This window comes from Streptomyces sp. NPDC041796 (genome assembly GCF_055590785.1).
The window spans coordinates 80,805-95,983 of record NZ_JBVJAH010000008.1 but is presented as its reverse complement, the minus strand read 5'-3'; the positions used below and the strand labels follow the sequence as shown (position 1 = coordinate 95,983).

Here is a 15,179-nt window from a genome sequence, read left to right as displayed (position 1 = left end):
ACCAACTGCCTGATCCCCCACACGGAGGGCCTCTCCGTCGGTCGACCGGCCAGACTGAGGACCCGATACGCGCCTGGGACGAATCAGGCCGCTTCCCAGAGACCGGCATCCAGAATGCGGGCGGCCTTGGTGATGCTCCCCGGCATCAGGTGCCGGTAGGTTCGGTACGTCTCCTCGATGGACTTGTGCCCCATCCATTCGGCGACGTCGGTGATGGGTATGCCGCTCCCTAGGGCGTTCGAGGCAAAATAGTACCGGAAGCTGTACATTCCGACGCCGTTCTCCGCAGGGAGGTCTTTGAAGAGTTTCTGCACACGACGGCGTTCCATCGGCTCCGTGTAGTAGCCGCTCGGGCCGCGCAGCAGGTAGCCGTTCTTGGTGGTGCCGTGCTGCTCCTCGTAGCGCTCCAACGCCTCCTTCACCGAGCGTGGGAGCGGAACCTCCCTGAACTCGCCCGCCTTGCGGTGCTTCAGCTTCGCCGGCTTGTGCGTGTTGGAGTGGATCTGCTCGTGCACCCTATAGACGTCGTCCGCCACGATGTTGTTGACGTTCACCGCCCGGGCCTCACCGTTGCGCAGGCCGCAGCCGACCATCATGACGATCTCAAGCGCGAGATGTTCGTCGGCGACAGCCAGCGCCTTCTTCACATAAGCGAGGGACGGGATAACCACCTTCTCGCGGACGTACTCCGGCTCTTGGACGCCCTTCACCGGATCGTCTGCCATGGCACCTTTGCCGTAAGCGTCTCGCAAGATGGACTTCAGGGGTGCGGAATATGTTCACCTGATTTCCGCGACCGACCTTGTCGGTCTCCAGTTCGTCCAAGAAGCACTCGACGACGATCGGCGTGACCGAGTTCAGCTTTCGCGATCCGAGGCGGGGAACGATGTGCACATTGATCGAGCTGTCGACGTGCTCGCCGGTGGAGTACTCCGTCATCTTGCGCTGCCGGGGTCGCCACTGCTTGGCATATTCCTCGACCGTCTGCTGGCCCAGCTCACGTCGGGCTTCGGCGACGGATGGCGCCGTGTTCTTCTTCTCGGCGTAGATCTGCGTGAGGCGCTCGATCGCCTCGTCCTGCGTGTCGTACCCAGATCCTCGCGCTGCTTGCCGAGCGCGTCCCTGAAGCGGATCGTGTACGGGTGCGGGCAGCGGGTGGGCTTGGCGCAGTCACATTCCTTGAAGAAGGAGCCCATGCCGCGGGCGAGCTGTCGAGCCACGTGTCGAACCTTCCGAACAGGAGCGAGGAACCATGCACAGTCGCTGCGCAGGGGGCGGAAGTCAGCAAGCGGAGACAGGGCTGCGACGCATGCTGACCTTTTGCTGACCCGAGGGGCCCCTATCATGCCCCTGACCTGCACAGACGTCCAAATGCTAGATCTTGGACTTGAACATGGTACGAAGCATCGAGGTACTCCTGGATCTAGGCTCCCTGCCTGCGTTTGTGCAGGTCAAGGGCGGTTTCCTACCCTACGAGTCGCATGTTCGGGCAGCATTCGCCCCCTTCGCAGGGACTCATGCCGACCATTGCCGACTTTCCTGACGCGTCGCCAGGCAAGGTCGGAAGGGCTGCGCATGCCCGTTCGCACCCCCGCCACGACGACCATGCCAGCGTACGCAACGCCCGTCGGCGGTTCGCCGTGATCGCCGTCACTGTGGGGTCGGCGGACGGCCCCTGTCCGGCGAGTGCGGGCCGTCTCTGTGATCCGGGCCGCCGGGACCGGCTCGGCACCCGCGTATCGCTGCGCTTCCGGCAGCGCGCCGTGCTATGTCACGGCTCCTCGTCGACGTAGCGGAATTCCGGTCCGTAGCTCTTTTCGCTCCCGTCGGGCAGCCGCGTGCGCATCAAGGTCCGGGCGGGGGCCTCCATGGCGAACATCTGCCCGATTGCCTCGCCGAGCAACTGCGTGCCCGTGCCGAGCTGGTCCGCCTGCCAGGCCCGCTCCAGGAAGCGGAGCAGCGCGCTGTAGTGGCGATTGAAGGCGTCGAGGTTTCTTTGCACGTCCTCGGAGACGGGAACGCCGCCCTGCGCCCAGCCGCCCGCCGGCACCGTTCCCATCCGCAAAACGCGGGGCAGGGGGATTTCGTCGCCCCGGAAGTCGAACCGTGGCGGATCGTCCGACACGCGGATCAGTCTGCGCCCGCGGAACATTTCCCGGAAAGCGTAGAAGTGGGCGAGTTCCCCGGTGCCGCCGGGGAAAGGGTTGTCCGGCGAGGTGGTGGTGCCCTCGCCCTGCTCCTTGATGATTATCACGGCCGCCTCGACATCGTCGAGTGAGGTGAGCGGGACGATGTTGTTCCCGGCGCCGTGGGACGGCATGTTCTTGGTCAGTTGTCGGGTGCCTTTGATCAGCTCCGGGTGGGAGCGGAAGGCCTCCAGGATCGCCTCGTAGAAGGCACCGATCGACGTGTGTACATCGAGGTTCTCGACAACGGGGTCGTCCGGCCTCTCGATGCGGGAGTACATGTCGAGGGCCTCTTTGCTCAACCCCATGAGCGAGACCGACAACCGGGGCTGCACACCGCCGGGCAGCGGCCCCGGATACGTCGGCACGAGGGCGGCGTCGGCGATGCGCGGTACCCCGCCGATGGTGGTGAGCATGTTGCAGGCCAGGCCCATGTGAGACATCTCGTCGAAGACGATCGCGTGAATCATCCGGAAGACGTCCGAATCCCGGTCCTCGTCCTCGATCGACCAGAGGCCGCACAAATACGGGGGAAGCGTGGCGAGTTCCAGGATGATCGCCTGCTGCAGAGCATTCTTCAGCCAGACTTCGTCGTGCTCCGCGGCAGGCGCCCGCATGAGTTCGACGATCGCGTTTCTTCCATGGTTGACAACACTTGACACGAGACTTCCTCATCTCCTGTGACGATTCGGCAATCATGAAGGGGGCGAAGCGGGACCGCCGGGCCGACGATTGCGTGCGGCATGGCCGGCGGGGTCAGGCGTCGTCGCGCTTCACCGCCAGGAAGCTGGCCGTCTGTCCGGCCCTCGCCAGGCTGGAACCACTCCCGTGGTCCGCCGCGCGCAGCACCGTTCCGGCGAGGGTCATCCGCTGGCCGACCCCGGCCTCCCAGTGGCGCAGGACGATGCCGTCGTACTCGTAGTGGAAGTCGGCGATGGGGCTGTTGGGGCGGCCCTTGCCGGTCAAGGTGAACGCCACGGGCGACGAACCGGAAGCCCGTCCAGTCATTTCCATCGCGATGGATTCGGTTCCGGGTTCCTCCGAGAAGACCAGGGCACCGTTGACGGCGCCGTCCGGTTCGGCGACAAGCCTCAGCTCCAGCTGCGCGAATCGAAGCTTGTTGAAGTCGTCAACGAGCTCCGGCCGGTTGAGAAAGCTCCGGTAGGTGTACGTCCCGGTCAGCTCTGCGATGTTCATTTCGTCCCTTCTGGACAGGCATGTGCCTCGAGCACACCCCTCCAGGGTGTTGGGACCCGCGCGATCTCGCGAGCCGGACAGCGCCCACCGTGCGGGACGTGCGGGGGCGCTCCTGCCGAATGGGTGAACGGCACGGCGGTCGCGAGAGCAGGACGGGCGTCCGGGATCCGCCGGCGTTGGGCCGGCACCAGGGCCGTGCCGGCACGCGGCAGCGGTACGCCCGCGACCAGGGCCAGGTCGCCTCACATGTGTCGATCGCGGTGGCGCCGACGATGACGGAGACGGCGAAGTGCAACCGTCAACTACCCAGCACAGTTGCGCATAACAGGCAATTTCCATAGATTTGTGGTAAAGGGCTGAATCTTTGGTACACCTGCCGTCAACCCGGGCCGACCCGACGACCAGGCACCTGATCGAGGGACAAGGCACCAGCGGCCCGGGGCCCAACCGAGCAGGCATTCGCGGGGGCTCAGGACAACCATCCGACGCGCGGCCGCACGCCCACGGCATTGCTGCCGGCGGACGGAGAGGAAGGCCGCATCATGGCCAAGATCAAGTTGCTGCTCGAAGTCGAACCGCTCCATCCCGACCAGCGTGAGGGGTTCACTGCTTTCAGGGAAGCCGTGGCCTCCGAGGCATCGGCACTCGGCCAAGCCCTCCCCGGCCTCGACCGGGTGGCGGGGCTCGGCGTCGAGCCGGACGAGAACTTCGTACCCGTCCCGATGTTCAGCACGCCCCTTGAAGGGGAAGGCGCGCACGAGCCGCTGGGCGCACTGCTGGAGTTCGCGGTTCCGGAGACCAATCCCGACTTCGCTCCCACCTCGGAAGTCCTGCCCGTGGAAATCGACCCGACCAAGCTGGCGGAGCTGCGGGAGCGCGAGGGAGTCCGGGTGTGGGCGCGCTCCCCGCTGGTGCTCGACGAGGACGAGCGGAGCCCCGGCGCGGACGTCGCGGCGAGCGCGTTCGACCTCGCCCGCTCGCGTACCGGCCTCGACTGCCGGCCCTTCCGCCCTGGGGCCACCATCGACACCATCCGTGCCCTGCTGGGCGTCGCCAGGCCGTGGCAGGACGGTTTCCGGGGGCAGAACATCGTGGTCGGCATCATCGACGAGGGTGTGAACGGGCAGGTCTACCCGGTCTCCGGCGCCTTCACCCGCCCCGGAGCGTCCCTCCAGCCGGGTGCCGCCCCCATCACCAGCCACGGTTCGATGTGCGCCGCCGACATCCTCGTCGCGGCACCCGCGGCGAGGTTGTACCACTACCCCTTCCTCGGGCGTCCCGACTCCGGTGGGGCACTGACGATGTTCCAGGCGGTGCTGGAGCATCGCAGGCTCGACGGCACGCCGCATCTGACGAACAACAGCTACGGGTTCACCGGCGTCCCGCGCCACGAACTCGCCCCCGGGCACGAGATCTGGGAGTTGGACCATCCGCTTCACCGCAAAGTCCGCGAGGTCGTGGCCTCCGGAGCGGCGGCGTTCTTCGCGGCCGGGAACTGCGGCGTCCAGTGCCCGAGCCGTGCGTGCGACCGCAGCGGAATCGGCCCCGGGCGCTCCATCCACGCCTCCAACAGCCTTGCGGAGGTCCTGACGGTCGCAGCGGTCAACAGCCGCCAGGAGCGGGTCGGTTACTCGTCGCAGGGGCCCGGCATGTTCGAGGAGAAGAAGCCGGACTTCGCCTCGTACACGCACCTCTTCGGCAACTTCGGCCCGGGCCGTCCCGGCGGAGTGCCGGCGCCCCCGTTGTCGCCCTTCGACAACGGGACGTCGGCGGCCACCCCGGTTGCGGCGGGTGTTGGGGCGCTGCTGCTGTCCGCGTTCCCGGAGGTGACTCCGGGCGAGCTCCGCGAGGCCCTGCTGGCCGGGCTGGTCAACCCGACGGGGAAGGCATGGGATCCCGGCTATGGTCGTGGGATCGTCAACGCTGCGGCGTCGTACTCGTTCCTGCTGCGCAAGACGTGAGCCGCGGAAGCTTCGATCGGGAAGCGACCGGCCCGCGTAGGGCGGACGGCGAGAAGCCCGTGGACCGAACGGCCGGGGAGGTCATGGATGAAGTGGCTCCTGACGGTGCCGGTCAGCACCGACCTCGGCCAACTGGCGACCCGGCTGTCCACCATCGGCGGCACCCTGCTGGATGTCGCCCCGGTGCCGCTCGGTGACGACGAGTTGGTGGTGCAGGCCGAGGGTCCTGCCGATCTACGGACGCGGGTGGGCGGCCTCGGCCTCCCAGTCGAGGCGTATCCCAGTTCCGAGTTCGACCTGGGTGGCTGAGGCCGCGTCCTGAGCGGTGGTCGCACGGGGTGCCGGCCGAGGAGCCGTCGGCCGGACAGGCCGGACCGGGACACGGTGGCGGGCTCCCTGCCGTACCACCGCGCGACGCAGGCGTCAAGCACGGAGGCGCTCGCCCCGGAGGTCGCGCGGTCCGCGGGTGAACGGTCGGGAGGGCTACGTCGGCCGCTTTCCAGCCGTCGACGACAACGCCCCGTACACGCCCGTCCGAGGCGACCGGCCCTCGCCTCGCCGCCCCGGAGGACGGTCAGTCGAGACAGAACTCGTTGCCCTCGACGTCCCGCATCACGATGCACGACTCGTTGTCCTCATCGGCGAGCAGAACTCGCTCGCGCACCGCGCCGAGCGCGACCAGTCGTGCGCATTCGGCCTCAAGGACGGAGAGGCGCTCCTCACCCACGAGCCCGGTGCCGACCCGCACGTCAAGATGCAGCCGGTTCTTCACGACCTTGCCTTCGGGAACGCGCTGGAAGAACAGCCTCGGGCCCACACCTGAGGGATCCACGCATGCGAACCACGAACCCCGGTCCTCAGGAGCCTGCGAGCGATCGAAATCGTCCCACGTGGCAAAGCCCCGCGGTGGCGGCGGTACGACGTACCCCAACACCTCGCACCAGAAACGAGCGACGCGCTCCGGTTCCGCGCAGTCGAAGGTGACTTGGAACTCCTTGATCGAAGCCATCGGACCACCGTAGCAGGGGGATTCCGACGCTCATCTCCCGCTCCGGAGCCGCACGTTGACATGAGACCGCCTTCTCGTCCCGGCGGCCCGCAAGGAAGCGCGGTCGGCCGGGGCGGGCGGAAGCCTGTCAAGCTTCACGCAGGGCAGCGGCGACCAGGCCTTCGACGGCCTCGCGGGCTACCTCGCCACCGCTGACCAGCCGGTCGAAGACGAGTCCGTCGACGCAGGTCAGCAGGGTGTGTGTGCGATTCTCGACGTCCCTGACGCCATGCGCGGCGAGGCACAGCCGGACGGCCTGGCGGCCGGCGTTCTCGCGCGGTACGAGGATGTCGCGCAGCTCGGAGTCGCGCACGCTCTCGACGGCGCAGGCGTAACGGGCGAGCGAGCGTCGGCGCCCCTCGCCGGTGAGCCGCTGCCGGGTCAGCAGCAGGATGCCGTCCACCAGTTCGTCGGCCGTGCGCAGGGGCGGAAGCTCCTCGGCCATCGATTGCAGTTCCGCCTGGTCGAGTTGGACCAGGCGGGTGACGAGTCCGGTGAGCAGCGCGGCCCTGGTGCGGAAGTAGGCCGACGTGGTGCCGGGTGGCATGGCCGCCTTACGGTCCACCGCGCGGTGGGTCAGGCCGCGGATCCCTTCGTCGGCGAGTACGTCGAGAGCCGCGTCCGCGAGGTGGGTGCGCCGATCCGAAGCCATAGCTCCTTTCTACACCTGTAGAGACTCGGATAGGGTTGGTTTCTACAGATGTAGAAGAAGGGGGGCTCGGACATGGGCAGCACGGCAGTGGTGGTCGGAGGAGGTATCGGTGGGCTGGCCGCCGCGATCGGTCTGCGCCGCATCGGATGGGAAGTGACGGTGGTGGAGCGCGCGTCCATCCCCGAGGACGCGGGGGCGGGCATCTCACTGGCCGCCAACGGCCTGCGGGCACTGGACGAACTCGGCGTCGGCGAGGCGGTACGGAATGCCTCGCGAGGCCAGTACACCGGCGGCACCCGCACGCCACAGGGCGGTTGGCTGGCCCGGATGGACGGCGCGGCACTGGAGAAGGCGGTTGGCACGCCGATCATGGGCATCCCCCGATCCACCTTGCACCGGCTGCTTCGCGACTCGCTGCCCGCCGAGGCACTGCTGATCGGATCCGAGGCGGGTTCGGTCGAGCAGATCACCCCCGGGACGGTCCGGGTCGGCTGCGGCGACACGGTTCTGGACGCCGATCTCGTGGTGGCCGCCGACGGCATCGGGAGCAAAATCCGCAACCGTCTCTTCCCGGCCCACCCCGGCCCGGTCTACAGCGGCTCGACGGTGCTGCGCGGCATCACCCGGCGGGCGGTCGACCTGCGCACGGACTTCGAGCTGACCTGGGGGCACGGCGCCGAGTTCGGGCACATTGCTCGTCGGCTGGGGCCTGTTCAACCTCGTCGAAGGCGTCCTGGACCACCACATCCTGGGCATCCACCACGTCTACGCCGGAGATGGCCAGGTCTGGTGGGACATCGGTTTCCTCGGCCTCGGTGCCGTGCTGGTCTCCGGTGGTCATCTGCTCCAGCGCAGCGGCCGGCCCTTCGACCCGGGCGCTCCCGCCGAGCGGGAAGGCCGCCGCGCCTGATGGACCACGACATGCCCGGCCATGGGCACACCGCGGGCAGCGCCCTGGAGACGCTGCTGCCCGCACTGGTCCTGCCGGCTGCCGCCTGCGCCTACCTGCTGCTCGCCCGTCGGGCCCGCCGCCGCAACGCGGTCCTCGGCTGGAACCGGTGGCGGACCATCAGCTTCCTCACGGGCATCGTCCTGCTCGGCGTGGCCTTGCTGCCCTCTGTGGCCCCCTTCGCGCTCGTGGACTTCCGCGGCCACATGGCCCAGCACATGCTCATCGGCATGTACGCGCCCCTCACGCTCGTCCTGGCGGCCCCCGTCACCCTCCTGCTGCGCGCCCTTCCCGCGGCCCGGGGACGGCGGCTGACCACCGTGCTGCACAGCCCGCCCGCCCGCGTGATCGCCCACCCGGCGGTGGCGCTGGCGCTGTCCACGGGCAGTCTCGGAGCGCTCTACTTCACCCCCCTCTACAACGCGACCATGGACAACACGGCGGCGCACTGGCTGCTGCACGCGCACTTCCTGCTGTCCGGATGCCTGTTCGCCCACGTCATCGCCGGACCCGATCCCGCGCCCGCCCGCCCCGGCGTGCGGGTCCGGCTCGTCTACCTCGGCGTCGCGATCGCGGCGCACGCGGTGATCTCCCAACTGCTGTACGGCGGCTTCTGGGTCGATGTCCACGCACCGATCCACCAGGTCCAGGGCGGCGCGGAGATCATGTACTACGGCGGCGACATCGCCGAATTGCTGCTGGCCGCCGCCCTGGTGGCCACCTGGCGCCCCGAACACCGGCGCGCGGCGCCTCGTGAGACCGTCGCTTCCGGAGGGGCATCGGCACCCGTCTGACGCCGGCGACGGTCCGGGCATGAGGGGGGCGAGCGAACCCGCGGCGAGGAGTGTCGAGTTCCGGACCGGGAGGCACGCCACAGGAGTTGACGCGCCCTCGCCGTACTGGGCGCGATTGCCGGTTCCCGGTTTCCTCCTGGGGATGCTGCGTAGACTCCCCGTAGTCATCCTCCCGGGAGGGGCATGCGATGAAGGGCATACGAGCGGGCACCGCTCTCGCCGTTCTGGGCGCCGCCGGTGTGGCGGCGGCGCGGGCGGCCGCCGATCGGATCGCGCGGAACCCCGATCCGTATCCACAGGACCGGCTCGCTCGTGAGCCCGAAGGCGAAGAGGTGTTCATTCCACGGCCGGACGGAACGGTGCTGCGCGCTCTCGTGGCAGGGAAGGGACCAACGGTGGTGCTCGCCCACGGCTACGGCGCCTCACTGCTGGAGTGGAATCTGATCTGGGAGGAGCTACGCTCGGCCGGTCACCGTGTCGTGGCCTTCGACCAGCGCGGCCACGAGCGGTCCACGCTCGGTCGTGACGGCGCCGGCGCCGCGCCCATGGCGGAGGACTACGCCGCCGTGCTGGAGCACTTCGACGTCACGGACGGTGTGCTGGTGGGCCACTCCATGGGCGGCTTCCTCGCGATCCGTGCGGTCCTGGACCACGGCGAGGTCGCCAGGCGTCTGCGCGGCCTGGTGCTCGTCGCCACATGGGCGGGCCGGATCTACGACGGAGCGCCGCAGAACCGGCTGCAGATCCCGCTGATCAGAGCCGGCATCATCCAGCGCTGGATGCGCACGCGAACCGGCGCTCTCCTCTTCGGCGCCGTCCAGTGCGGCCGTCTGCCGTCCCCCGCGATGATCTCGGTCTACCGCGATGTCTTCCTACGGCAGGACCACGCCCCGTTGTTGCCGGTGGTGCGGGCCTTCGCCGCGGAGGACCACTATCCGCGCCTCGGTGAGATCACCGTGCCCAGCGTCGTCGTGGTCGGCGGCGATGACCGCTCGACACCGCCCGTCCACGCGCGGCGGATGGCCGCGGGCATACGCGGTGCGCGGCTGGTCACCGTGCCCGGCGCGGGTCACATGATCAACTGGGAAGGCGCCGACGCTCTCGTCGAAGCCGTCGCATCAGTGGCCGCCCCTGTCCGGGACGGTTCGGAGAGCTGAGAGGTCTTTTCACTCGGTGAGCCGGCGGAACCCGACAGCCGACAGGGACGACCGGGCCCGAACAGTCGGCTGACGGCCGCGGTGACTGCGGGCGGCCGGAGCCCCGAGTGCTGCCGGTGGGACTCGGCGGCACTCGGGGCGGAGTGGCGAGGTGGGCGAGGATGCTGCCCGGTCTGCCGAGCCCGGCGTCAGCTGGACAGGACCCTGATGTCGTCGATGGCCATGTGCGCGGGTGCCCCGACGCCCCAGAAGCCGGCGAAGGCGGTCACGGTGGTGTGGTCACCGGAGTTGAAGGGCACGCTGATCTGCCCGTAACAGGTGGGCGTCGTCGCCGGGCACCAGCCCGGTGCGGGGCCGAAGTGGCGTTCGACGGGCAGCCGGACACCGGGCTTGCGGACTCCGAAGAAGGCCGTGTTGACATTGCTCGAGGTGCGGAAGAACCCGGTGATCACGTAGTCGGTGTGGGGGCGCACCGGGATGGGCTGGGACACGGCGTTCCACACACGCGTGCCGGGCGAGCTCAACACGACGGACTTGCCGCCGGAGTTGGCCCCGGTGGGCGAGGTGGAGACGGTCTTGAAGTCGGGGCCCTCCACGTTCCAGGGCTGGGAGACGGTGGAGGTGCGCTGCTCCTCGAATCCGCCGTCCTGCAGGGGATTGCGGTAGAGCTGGACGTCGACGTTCCAGGCGCCGAAGTTGTCCCAGTCCTGGGGGTCGTTGATGCGCAGGTCCAGTTTCCCGGAGACACCGACCTGACGGCAGCCGAGACGGTTGAGGACCTCGAAGGGCTGGGCGCCGGTGAGGCGGCCGATGAGGCTGTACGTGTTCAGGCCGGGCGCCGGGTAGCCGGCGGGGGCGGGCTGCCGAGGGTCGGTGCCGGCGGGGGTGACCCAGTTGGAGCCGTCGGCGGGCTGCCACCAGAAGCCGGTGGTGGAAACCTCGTCGTTCATGCGCGGGACGATGCGGATGACGTCGCCGGGGCGCAGGCCCCGGGCGTCCGAGGGGAAGCTGGTGCCCCGGCCACCGGACAGGTGCAGGGCGGCGGACCCGTCCGGGTCGAATCCGTTGGTGCAGCGGGCCATCGCGGTGGTGGGGACCGGGCTGGGCCCGGCGTGGGCCGGCACGCTGTGCAGGAGGGTGGCCAGAACGGCCAGGAACAGGGTCACGGCCAGGCCGCGGATCCTGCCGGGGTGGGTGCGGAGGCCCATGACGGCCGGTGCACCACGTCGGGCACGGCCGTCGGGGCGCGGACGGGGCGCGACGCGGCTTCCCGGCCGGCCGGATCCGGCAGGAACAGGACCGGGAACGGGACGGATGGCGGCGCGGCAGCGCTGCCGGAGCTTGTTCATGCTGTTCTCCTCAGTGGTGATCGGTGCGGCGTCATGGCGTCCGGCGGCCCCGGCAGGACGGAGGGAGAAACCGGGGCCGACGGATGTCCGGATGTCCGGAGTGCAGGTCGGAGCGGTTCGGCAGGCAGGCGACCGGACAATGGCTCCTGCTCGTGGAGGTGTCGGAGCGGACCGTGATGCGGGTCCGGGTGCTGTCGGCCGGCTGTCCGGGCCCCGCGGTCAGCGGCGGGTGGGGCGGAGGTAGGCGGTGACGCCGTGGGCGGCCGGCAGGGGCGCGTAGCGCACCACCGGGCGGGTGGCCTCGAGGATCCGGCCGCCGCCGGCGTACATCTGGACGTGGCCGAGGCGGTGGGTGAAGACCAGGTCCCCCGGGCGCAGCTTCGTGCGGGGAATGCGGGTGCCGGCGTGGACCTGCTCGTAGGTGGTGCGGGGCAGCGTCACACCGGCGGAGCGCCAGGCCGCCTGGACGAGGCCGGAGCAGTCGTAACCGCCCCTGCCTGTGCCACCCCACAGGTAGGGGGTGCCGAGCCGGTTCCGTACGAAGGCCACGGCGGCGCGGCCCGGGCCTGCGGCGCGGGCGGACGGCCCGCGGGTGTCGCCGGTGTTCCCGGGCGTGGTGCCCGCCGCCCTCGGGTGGGGCGCAGTATCGCCGGCCGGGAGGCGGAGGCGGTGTCCGGCGTGGATGAGGGTGGAACGGCCGAGGCGGTTGGCCTTCTGCAGGGCGGCGACGGTGGTTCCGTGGCGACGGGCCAGTGACCAGAGAGTGTCGCCGCGCTGCAGCACGACCGAGCCGGCAGCGGCCGGGTGGGGGGCGTAGGGCGGCGACGGGTGGGCCGCCGCCGTGGTGGCCGGCCGCGGGGCGGACAGGTGGTGTGCCAGGTCCGGGCCGAGGAGCACGGCCAGCAGGCCGAGGACCAGGACCGCGGCGAGCTTCGCCGCGGCGGCGGTGGCCGTGACGGGACGGGTTCGGGTGCGCATCGGGACTTCTCCTTGGACGGAAGCGAAGGGCGGGTTCTGGGCCGGTGAGGCGCGGACGGCGTTCGGCTGCGGTGTCCCACGGCCGTACGCCGGGGCCGGTGGGCCGGTTTTGGGCATGACGGGGCCGTGCCGCGGCATGGCGCGCCGCGTGCCGGTGAGGAGAGGGGGAGCTGTCAGGGGGCAGGCCCGGGGAGAGGCCGCACGCGGGCCTGCCCTCGACGAGGCGTCAGGAGCAGGTCAGGTAGAACTGATCGCCGACCTTCTGGCGGTCGACCTCGGGGGAGCTGACCTGCACGGCCATCTCGCCCTGTACCACCTGGCCGGACTGGGTGCCCTGAAGCTGGACCTCGAAGGTCTCGTACTGGGTGTTGGGAGTGGTGAAGGTCATGCTGCCCGCGCGGGGCCGGTAGCCCCGGTCGGTCAGGCGCTCGTCGGGGTACCAGGTGTAGTTGATCGTCCCGGTGCGCCGGGCGGTCGCGGAGAAGGTGAACGTGATGGGCTTGGTGCAGTCCACGGTCTCGGAGCGGGGCTGGACGTAGACGGAGGTGCCCATAAGGATGGGCTCCGGCGGGTTCTTGACCTGTTCAGTGCCTTGCGAGGTGCCTTGCGACGTGCCGTTGGAGGTGCCTTGCGAGGTGCCCGTGGAGGTTCCCTCCGAGGTTCCCTCCGAGGTGCCTTGTGAGGTGCCTTGTGACGTGCCGGGCGACGGCCCGCCGCCTCCGGGGCCCTGGGTGGTCCCGGCCGTCTTGCCGGCCGTGGTCCCAGTGGTCGCCCCCTGTGTGGGTCCGCTCGACGTGCCGCCGGTCGGCCTGAGGCCGCCCTCCGTGGTACCGCCGGTCGCGCCGCCGGTGACGGTTCCCCCGGTGACGGGGCCGCCGGTCGGGCCCTGGCTGGCGTCGCCCGTGGCGCTGCCGCCCGGTCCGCCGGTGACCGTGGGCGTGGCCCCATCCGTAGGACCGGCCGTGGATCCCCCGGTCGGGCCGGCCGTCGCCCCGGCGGTCGCCCCGGCGGTCGCCCCGGCGGTCGAGCCACCGGTCGGGGAACTGATGACGGGCGGATTGGCACGGTCACCCCGCGACGGCGGGTTCAGGTTCAACAGCGCTCCCACGAGGGCGATGACCGCCGTCACCGCCGCCGTGGCGAGCATCACCCGTGCGGCCCGCGGGCGGGAGTCGCCCGCCTTCGGTCCCGGGTCGGGCACACGGACCTCGGCGGCCTCCCGGGCGCGCTGCCGGATCATCCCGGTCAGCGGGGCGGGCAGCCAGCCCGGCCCCGGCTGGCCGGCGCGTTCACAGCACCAGTCGATCACCTGACGGGGGCTCGGGCGTTCGTCCGGATCCTTGGCCAGACACCACGCGACCAGTTCCCGCAGGTCCTCGGGCACCGGCTCCAGGTCGGGCTCGCCGTGCACGATCCGGAAGCCGATCTCCGACGGTTCGGTACCGAACGGCAGCCGGCCCGTCGAGGCGAACGCCAGCAGCGCGCCGAGGGAGAACACATCGCACGCCGGCCCCACGTCTCCCTTCGTCAGCCGCTCGGGCGCCACGTAGCCGGGCGTGCCCATCAGCATCTGCGTACGGGTCAGGGTGGTGGCGTCCCGCGTGCGGGCGATGCCGAAGTCGATGACCTTCGGCCCGTCCTTGGCCACCAGCACGTTGCCCGGCTTCAGGTCGCGGTGCACCACGTCGGCGCCGTGGATGGCCGCCAGTGCCTCGGCGATCCCCGCGGCCAGCCGGATCACCGTGTCCACCGGCATCGGGCCCTGCTCGCCGACCATCTCCTGGAGCGAGGGCCCGGCCACGTACTCGGTGGCCAGCCACGGGTCCTCGGCGTCCGGGTCGGACGCCACCACCGCCGCGGTGAACATGCCGTGCACCCGGCGGGCCGCGGCGATCTCCTGCCGGAACCGCGCCCGGAACTCCGCGTTCCCTGACCGCGCACCGTCGATCACCTTGATGGCGACCTTGCGGCCACCCAGGCTCTCCCCCAGGTAGACGCGCCCCATCGCGCCGGCCCCGAGAAACCGCAGCAGCGTGAAACCGCCGACCTCACGCGGGTCGTTGGGGCCCAGCGGACGCAGCGTCTCCTGCCGTGTCTCCCCGCCGGCGTCCGGCCGGACGCCGGCTCCGGAGCGGCTGCCGGCCGCGGGGGGCTCCTCGGCGCTGGACCCGCCCGTGTCCTGCGCGTCCTGCGCGTCCTGCGCGTCCTGGTGATCCAGGTGATCCAGGTCCTGCTCGAGCCGGGCCTTGGTGTTCTCCCAGCGCCGTGCCCACTCGCGTACGGCCCGCTCATTGCCGCCGCAGGCCCGTACGAACGCCAGTGCCACGTCCTTCGAGGGGAGGTTGTGGCCTCGGGCCGCCGCGTGCAGGGTCGCCCTGCCGTAGGTGACCCGCTTCGACATCACGTCGTACGAGGGGCTCCCCGCGTCCTGCCGTAACCGGCGCAGTCCCGCGGCGAACTCGACCACCGGCCCCCCGCCCGGATCCAACGGCTGTTCCCGACGCCCCACCATCACTGCCTCCCTGGCTCCGCGTACGGGCGAAAACCCGCGCCGCGGTCGTTGCCACCGCGCCGACCGGTAGCGGCGGCGCGGACTTGCTGCCTATAGGAGTAGCGGCAAATCACCCCCCGCGGACAGCAATCCGGCGTCCCGGGACGTCCATGGATAACCGGCCTGCTCCACCGCAGGTCAGCGACGTCCGGCGGACGCTCTCCGGACAATTCACGGGGCATTCCGGGGGGGCGCACGGGTCGGTTCCGCACCCCCACCCCGGCGCCACCCTCCACCGCCACGTCCCGGCGCTCGGGAAGTTGCGTGCCGGCGCCGTGCTCGCCGGCTGCACCGCGGCTCGCTCTGCCCCCGCGCCTCACGCCCTTGACCTTCGAGCCGGGTCGAAGGTCTACCGTC

Annotated in this window: 12 protein-coding genes and 3 pseudogenes; 6 read left to right on the top strand and 9 right to left on the bottom strand. The window is 70.4% G+C overall.

Annotated elements, in window-relative coordinates; translation table 11 throughout:
* Positions 1 to 83: 83 nt before the first annotated feature.
* From ACZ6C1_RS18030 to ACZ6C1_RS18015, 4 genes and pseudogenes are all read right to left on the bottom strand, one after another.
* Complete coding sequence (locus tag ACZ6C1_RS18030; RefSeq protein WP_469242068.1) at positions 84 to 725, bottom strand: tyrosine-type recombinase/integrase; 642 nt, start codon at positions 723 to 725, stop codon at positions 84 to 86.
* Between the two features lie 148 nt (positions 726 to 873).
* Positions 874 to 939 (bottom strand): annotated as a pseudogene (locus tag ACZ6C1_RS18025) (hypothetical protein); the annotation flags it as partial.
* Positions 940 to 1,771: 832 nt separating this feature from the next.
* Entirely contained in the window at positions 1,772 to 2,848 is a 1,077-nt protein-coding gene (locus ACZ6C1_RS18020; protein WP_469242067.1) for a ferritin-like domain-containing protein, read from the bottom strand.
* Between the two features lie 94 nt (positions 2,849 to 2,942).
* Positions 2,943 to 3,383 (bottom strand): hypothetical protein, encoded by a 441-nt coding sequence (locus ACZ6C1_RS18015; RefSeq protein ID WP_469242066.1) that lies wholly within the window; start codon positions 3,381 to 3,383, stop codon positions 2,943 to 2,945.
* A gap of 542 nt (positions 3,384 to 3,925) precedes the next feature.
* Here ACZ6C1_RS18015 and ACZ6C1_RS18010 point away from each other — a divergent pair.
* Together ACZ6C1_RS18010 and ACZ6C1_RS18005 are read left to right on the top strand one after the other, a co-directional pair.
* Positions 3,926 to 5,344: a S8 family serine peptidase gene (locus ACZ6C1_RS18010; protein WP_469242065.1), complete on the top strand. Its 1,419-nt coding sequence runs from the start codon at positions 3,926 to 3,928 to the stop codon at positions 5,342 to 5,344.
* Positions 5,345 to 5,431: 87 nt separating this feature from the next.
* Positions 5,432 to 5,653 (top strand): hypothetical protein, encoded by a 222-nt coding sequence (locus ACZ6C1_RS18005; RefSeq protein ID WP_469242064.1) that lies wholly within the window; start codon positions 5,432 to 5,434, stop codon positions 5,651 to 5,653.
* 265 nt (positions 5,654 to 5,918) lie between these two features.
* Here the strand turns inward: ACZ6C1_RS18005 and ACZ6C1_RS18000 are convergent, their stop codons facing one another.
* Together ACZ6C1_RS18000 and ACZ6C1_RS17995 are read right to left on the bottom strand one after the other, a co-directional pair.
* Positions 5,919 to 6,353, bottom strand: coding sequence for a VOC family protein (locus ACZ6C1_RS18000; protein ID WP_469242063.1), 435 nt, complete (start codon positions 6,351 to 6,353; stop codon positions 5,919 to 5,921).
* A gap of 127 nt (positions 6,354 to 6,480) precedes the next feature.
* On the bottom strand, positions 6,481 to 7,044 hold the full coding sequence (locus tag ACZ6C1_RS17995) for a TetR/AcrR family transcriptional regulator (RefSeq protein ID WP_469242062.1): 564 nt from the start codon (positions 7,042 to 7,044) through the stop codon (positions 6,481 to 6,483).
* 72 nt (positions 7,045 to 7,116) lie between these two features.
* Here ACZ6C1_RS17995 and ACZ6C1_RS17990 point away from each other — a divergent pair.
* From ACZ6C1_RS17990 to ACZ6C1_RS17975, 4 genes and pseudogenes are all read left to right on the top strand, one after another.
* Positions 7,117 to 7,752: pseudogene (locus ACZ6C1_RS17990) on the top strand (FAD-dependent monooxygenase); the annotation flags it as partial.
* Positions 7,730 to 7,954 (top strand): annotated as a pseudogene (locus ACZ6C1_RS17985) (DUF2243 domain-containing protein); the annotation flags it as partial. The pseudogenes ACZ6C1_RS17990 and ACZ6C1_RS17985, both read left to right, overlap by 23 nt.
* Before the next feature lie 11 nt (positions 7,955 to 7,965).
* Positions 7,966 to 8,787, top strand: a complete 822-nt coding sequence (locus ACZ6C1_RS17980; RefSeq protein ID WP_469242312.1) for a cytochrome c oxidase assembly protein — start codon at positions 7,966 to 7,968, stop codon at positions 8,785 to 8,787.
* A 188-nt stretch (positions 8,788 to 8,975) separates the two neighbouring features.
* Positions 8,976 to 9,944 (top strand): alpha/beta fold hydrolase, encoded by a 969-nt coding sequence (locus ACZ6C1_RS17975; RefSeq protein WP_469242061.1) that lies wholly within the window; start codon positions 8,976 to 8,978, stop codon positions 9,942 to 9,944.
* Between the two features lie 188 nt (positions 9,945 to 10,132).
* Here ACZ6C1_RS17975 and ACZ6C1_RS17970 read toward each other — a convergent pair whose 3' ends face one another.
* The 3 genes from ACZ6C1_RS17970 to ACZ6C1_RS17960 all read right to left on the bottom strand — a co-directional run bounded on the left by ACZ6C1_RS17970 (position 10,133) and on the right by ACZ6C1_RS17960 (position 14,783).
* On the bottom strand, positions 10,133 to 11,152 hold the full coding sequence (locus tag ACZ6C1_RS17970; protein WP_469242060.1) for a hypothetical protein: 1,020 nt from the start codon (positions 11,150 to 11,152) through the stop codon (positions 10,133 to 10,135).
* A gap of 360 nt (positions 11,153 to 11,512) precedes the next feature.
* Complete coding sequence (locus ACZ6C1_RS17965) at positions 11,513 to 12,271, bottom strand: C40 family peptidase (protein ID WP_469242059.1); 759 nt, start codon at positions 12,269 to 12,271, stop codon at positions 11,513 to 11,515.
* Between the two features lie 226 nt (positions 12,272 to 12,497).
* Entirely contained in the window at positions 12,498 to 14,783 is a 2,286-nt protein-coding gene (locus ACZ6C1_RS17960; protein WP_469242058.1) for a serine/threonine-protein kinase, read from the bottom strand.
* Positions 14,784 to 15,179 lie beyond the last annotated feature (396 nt).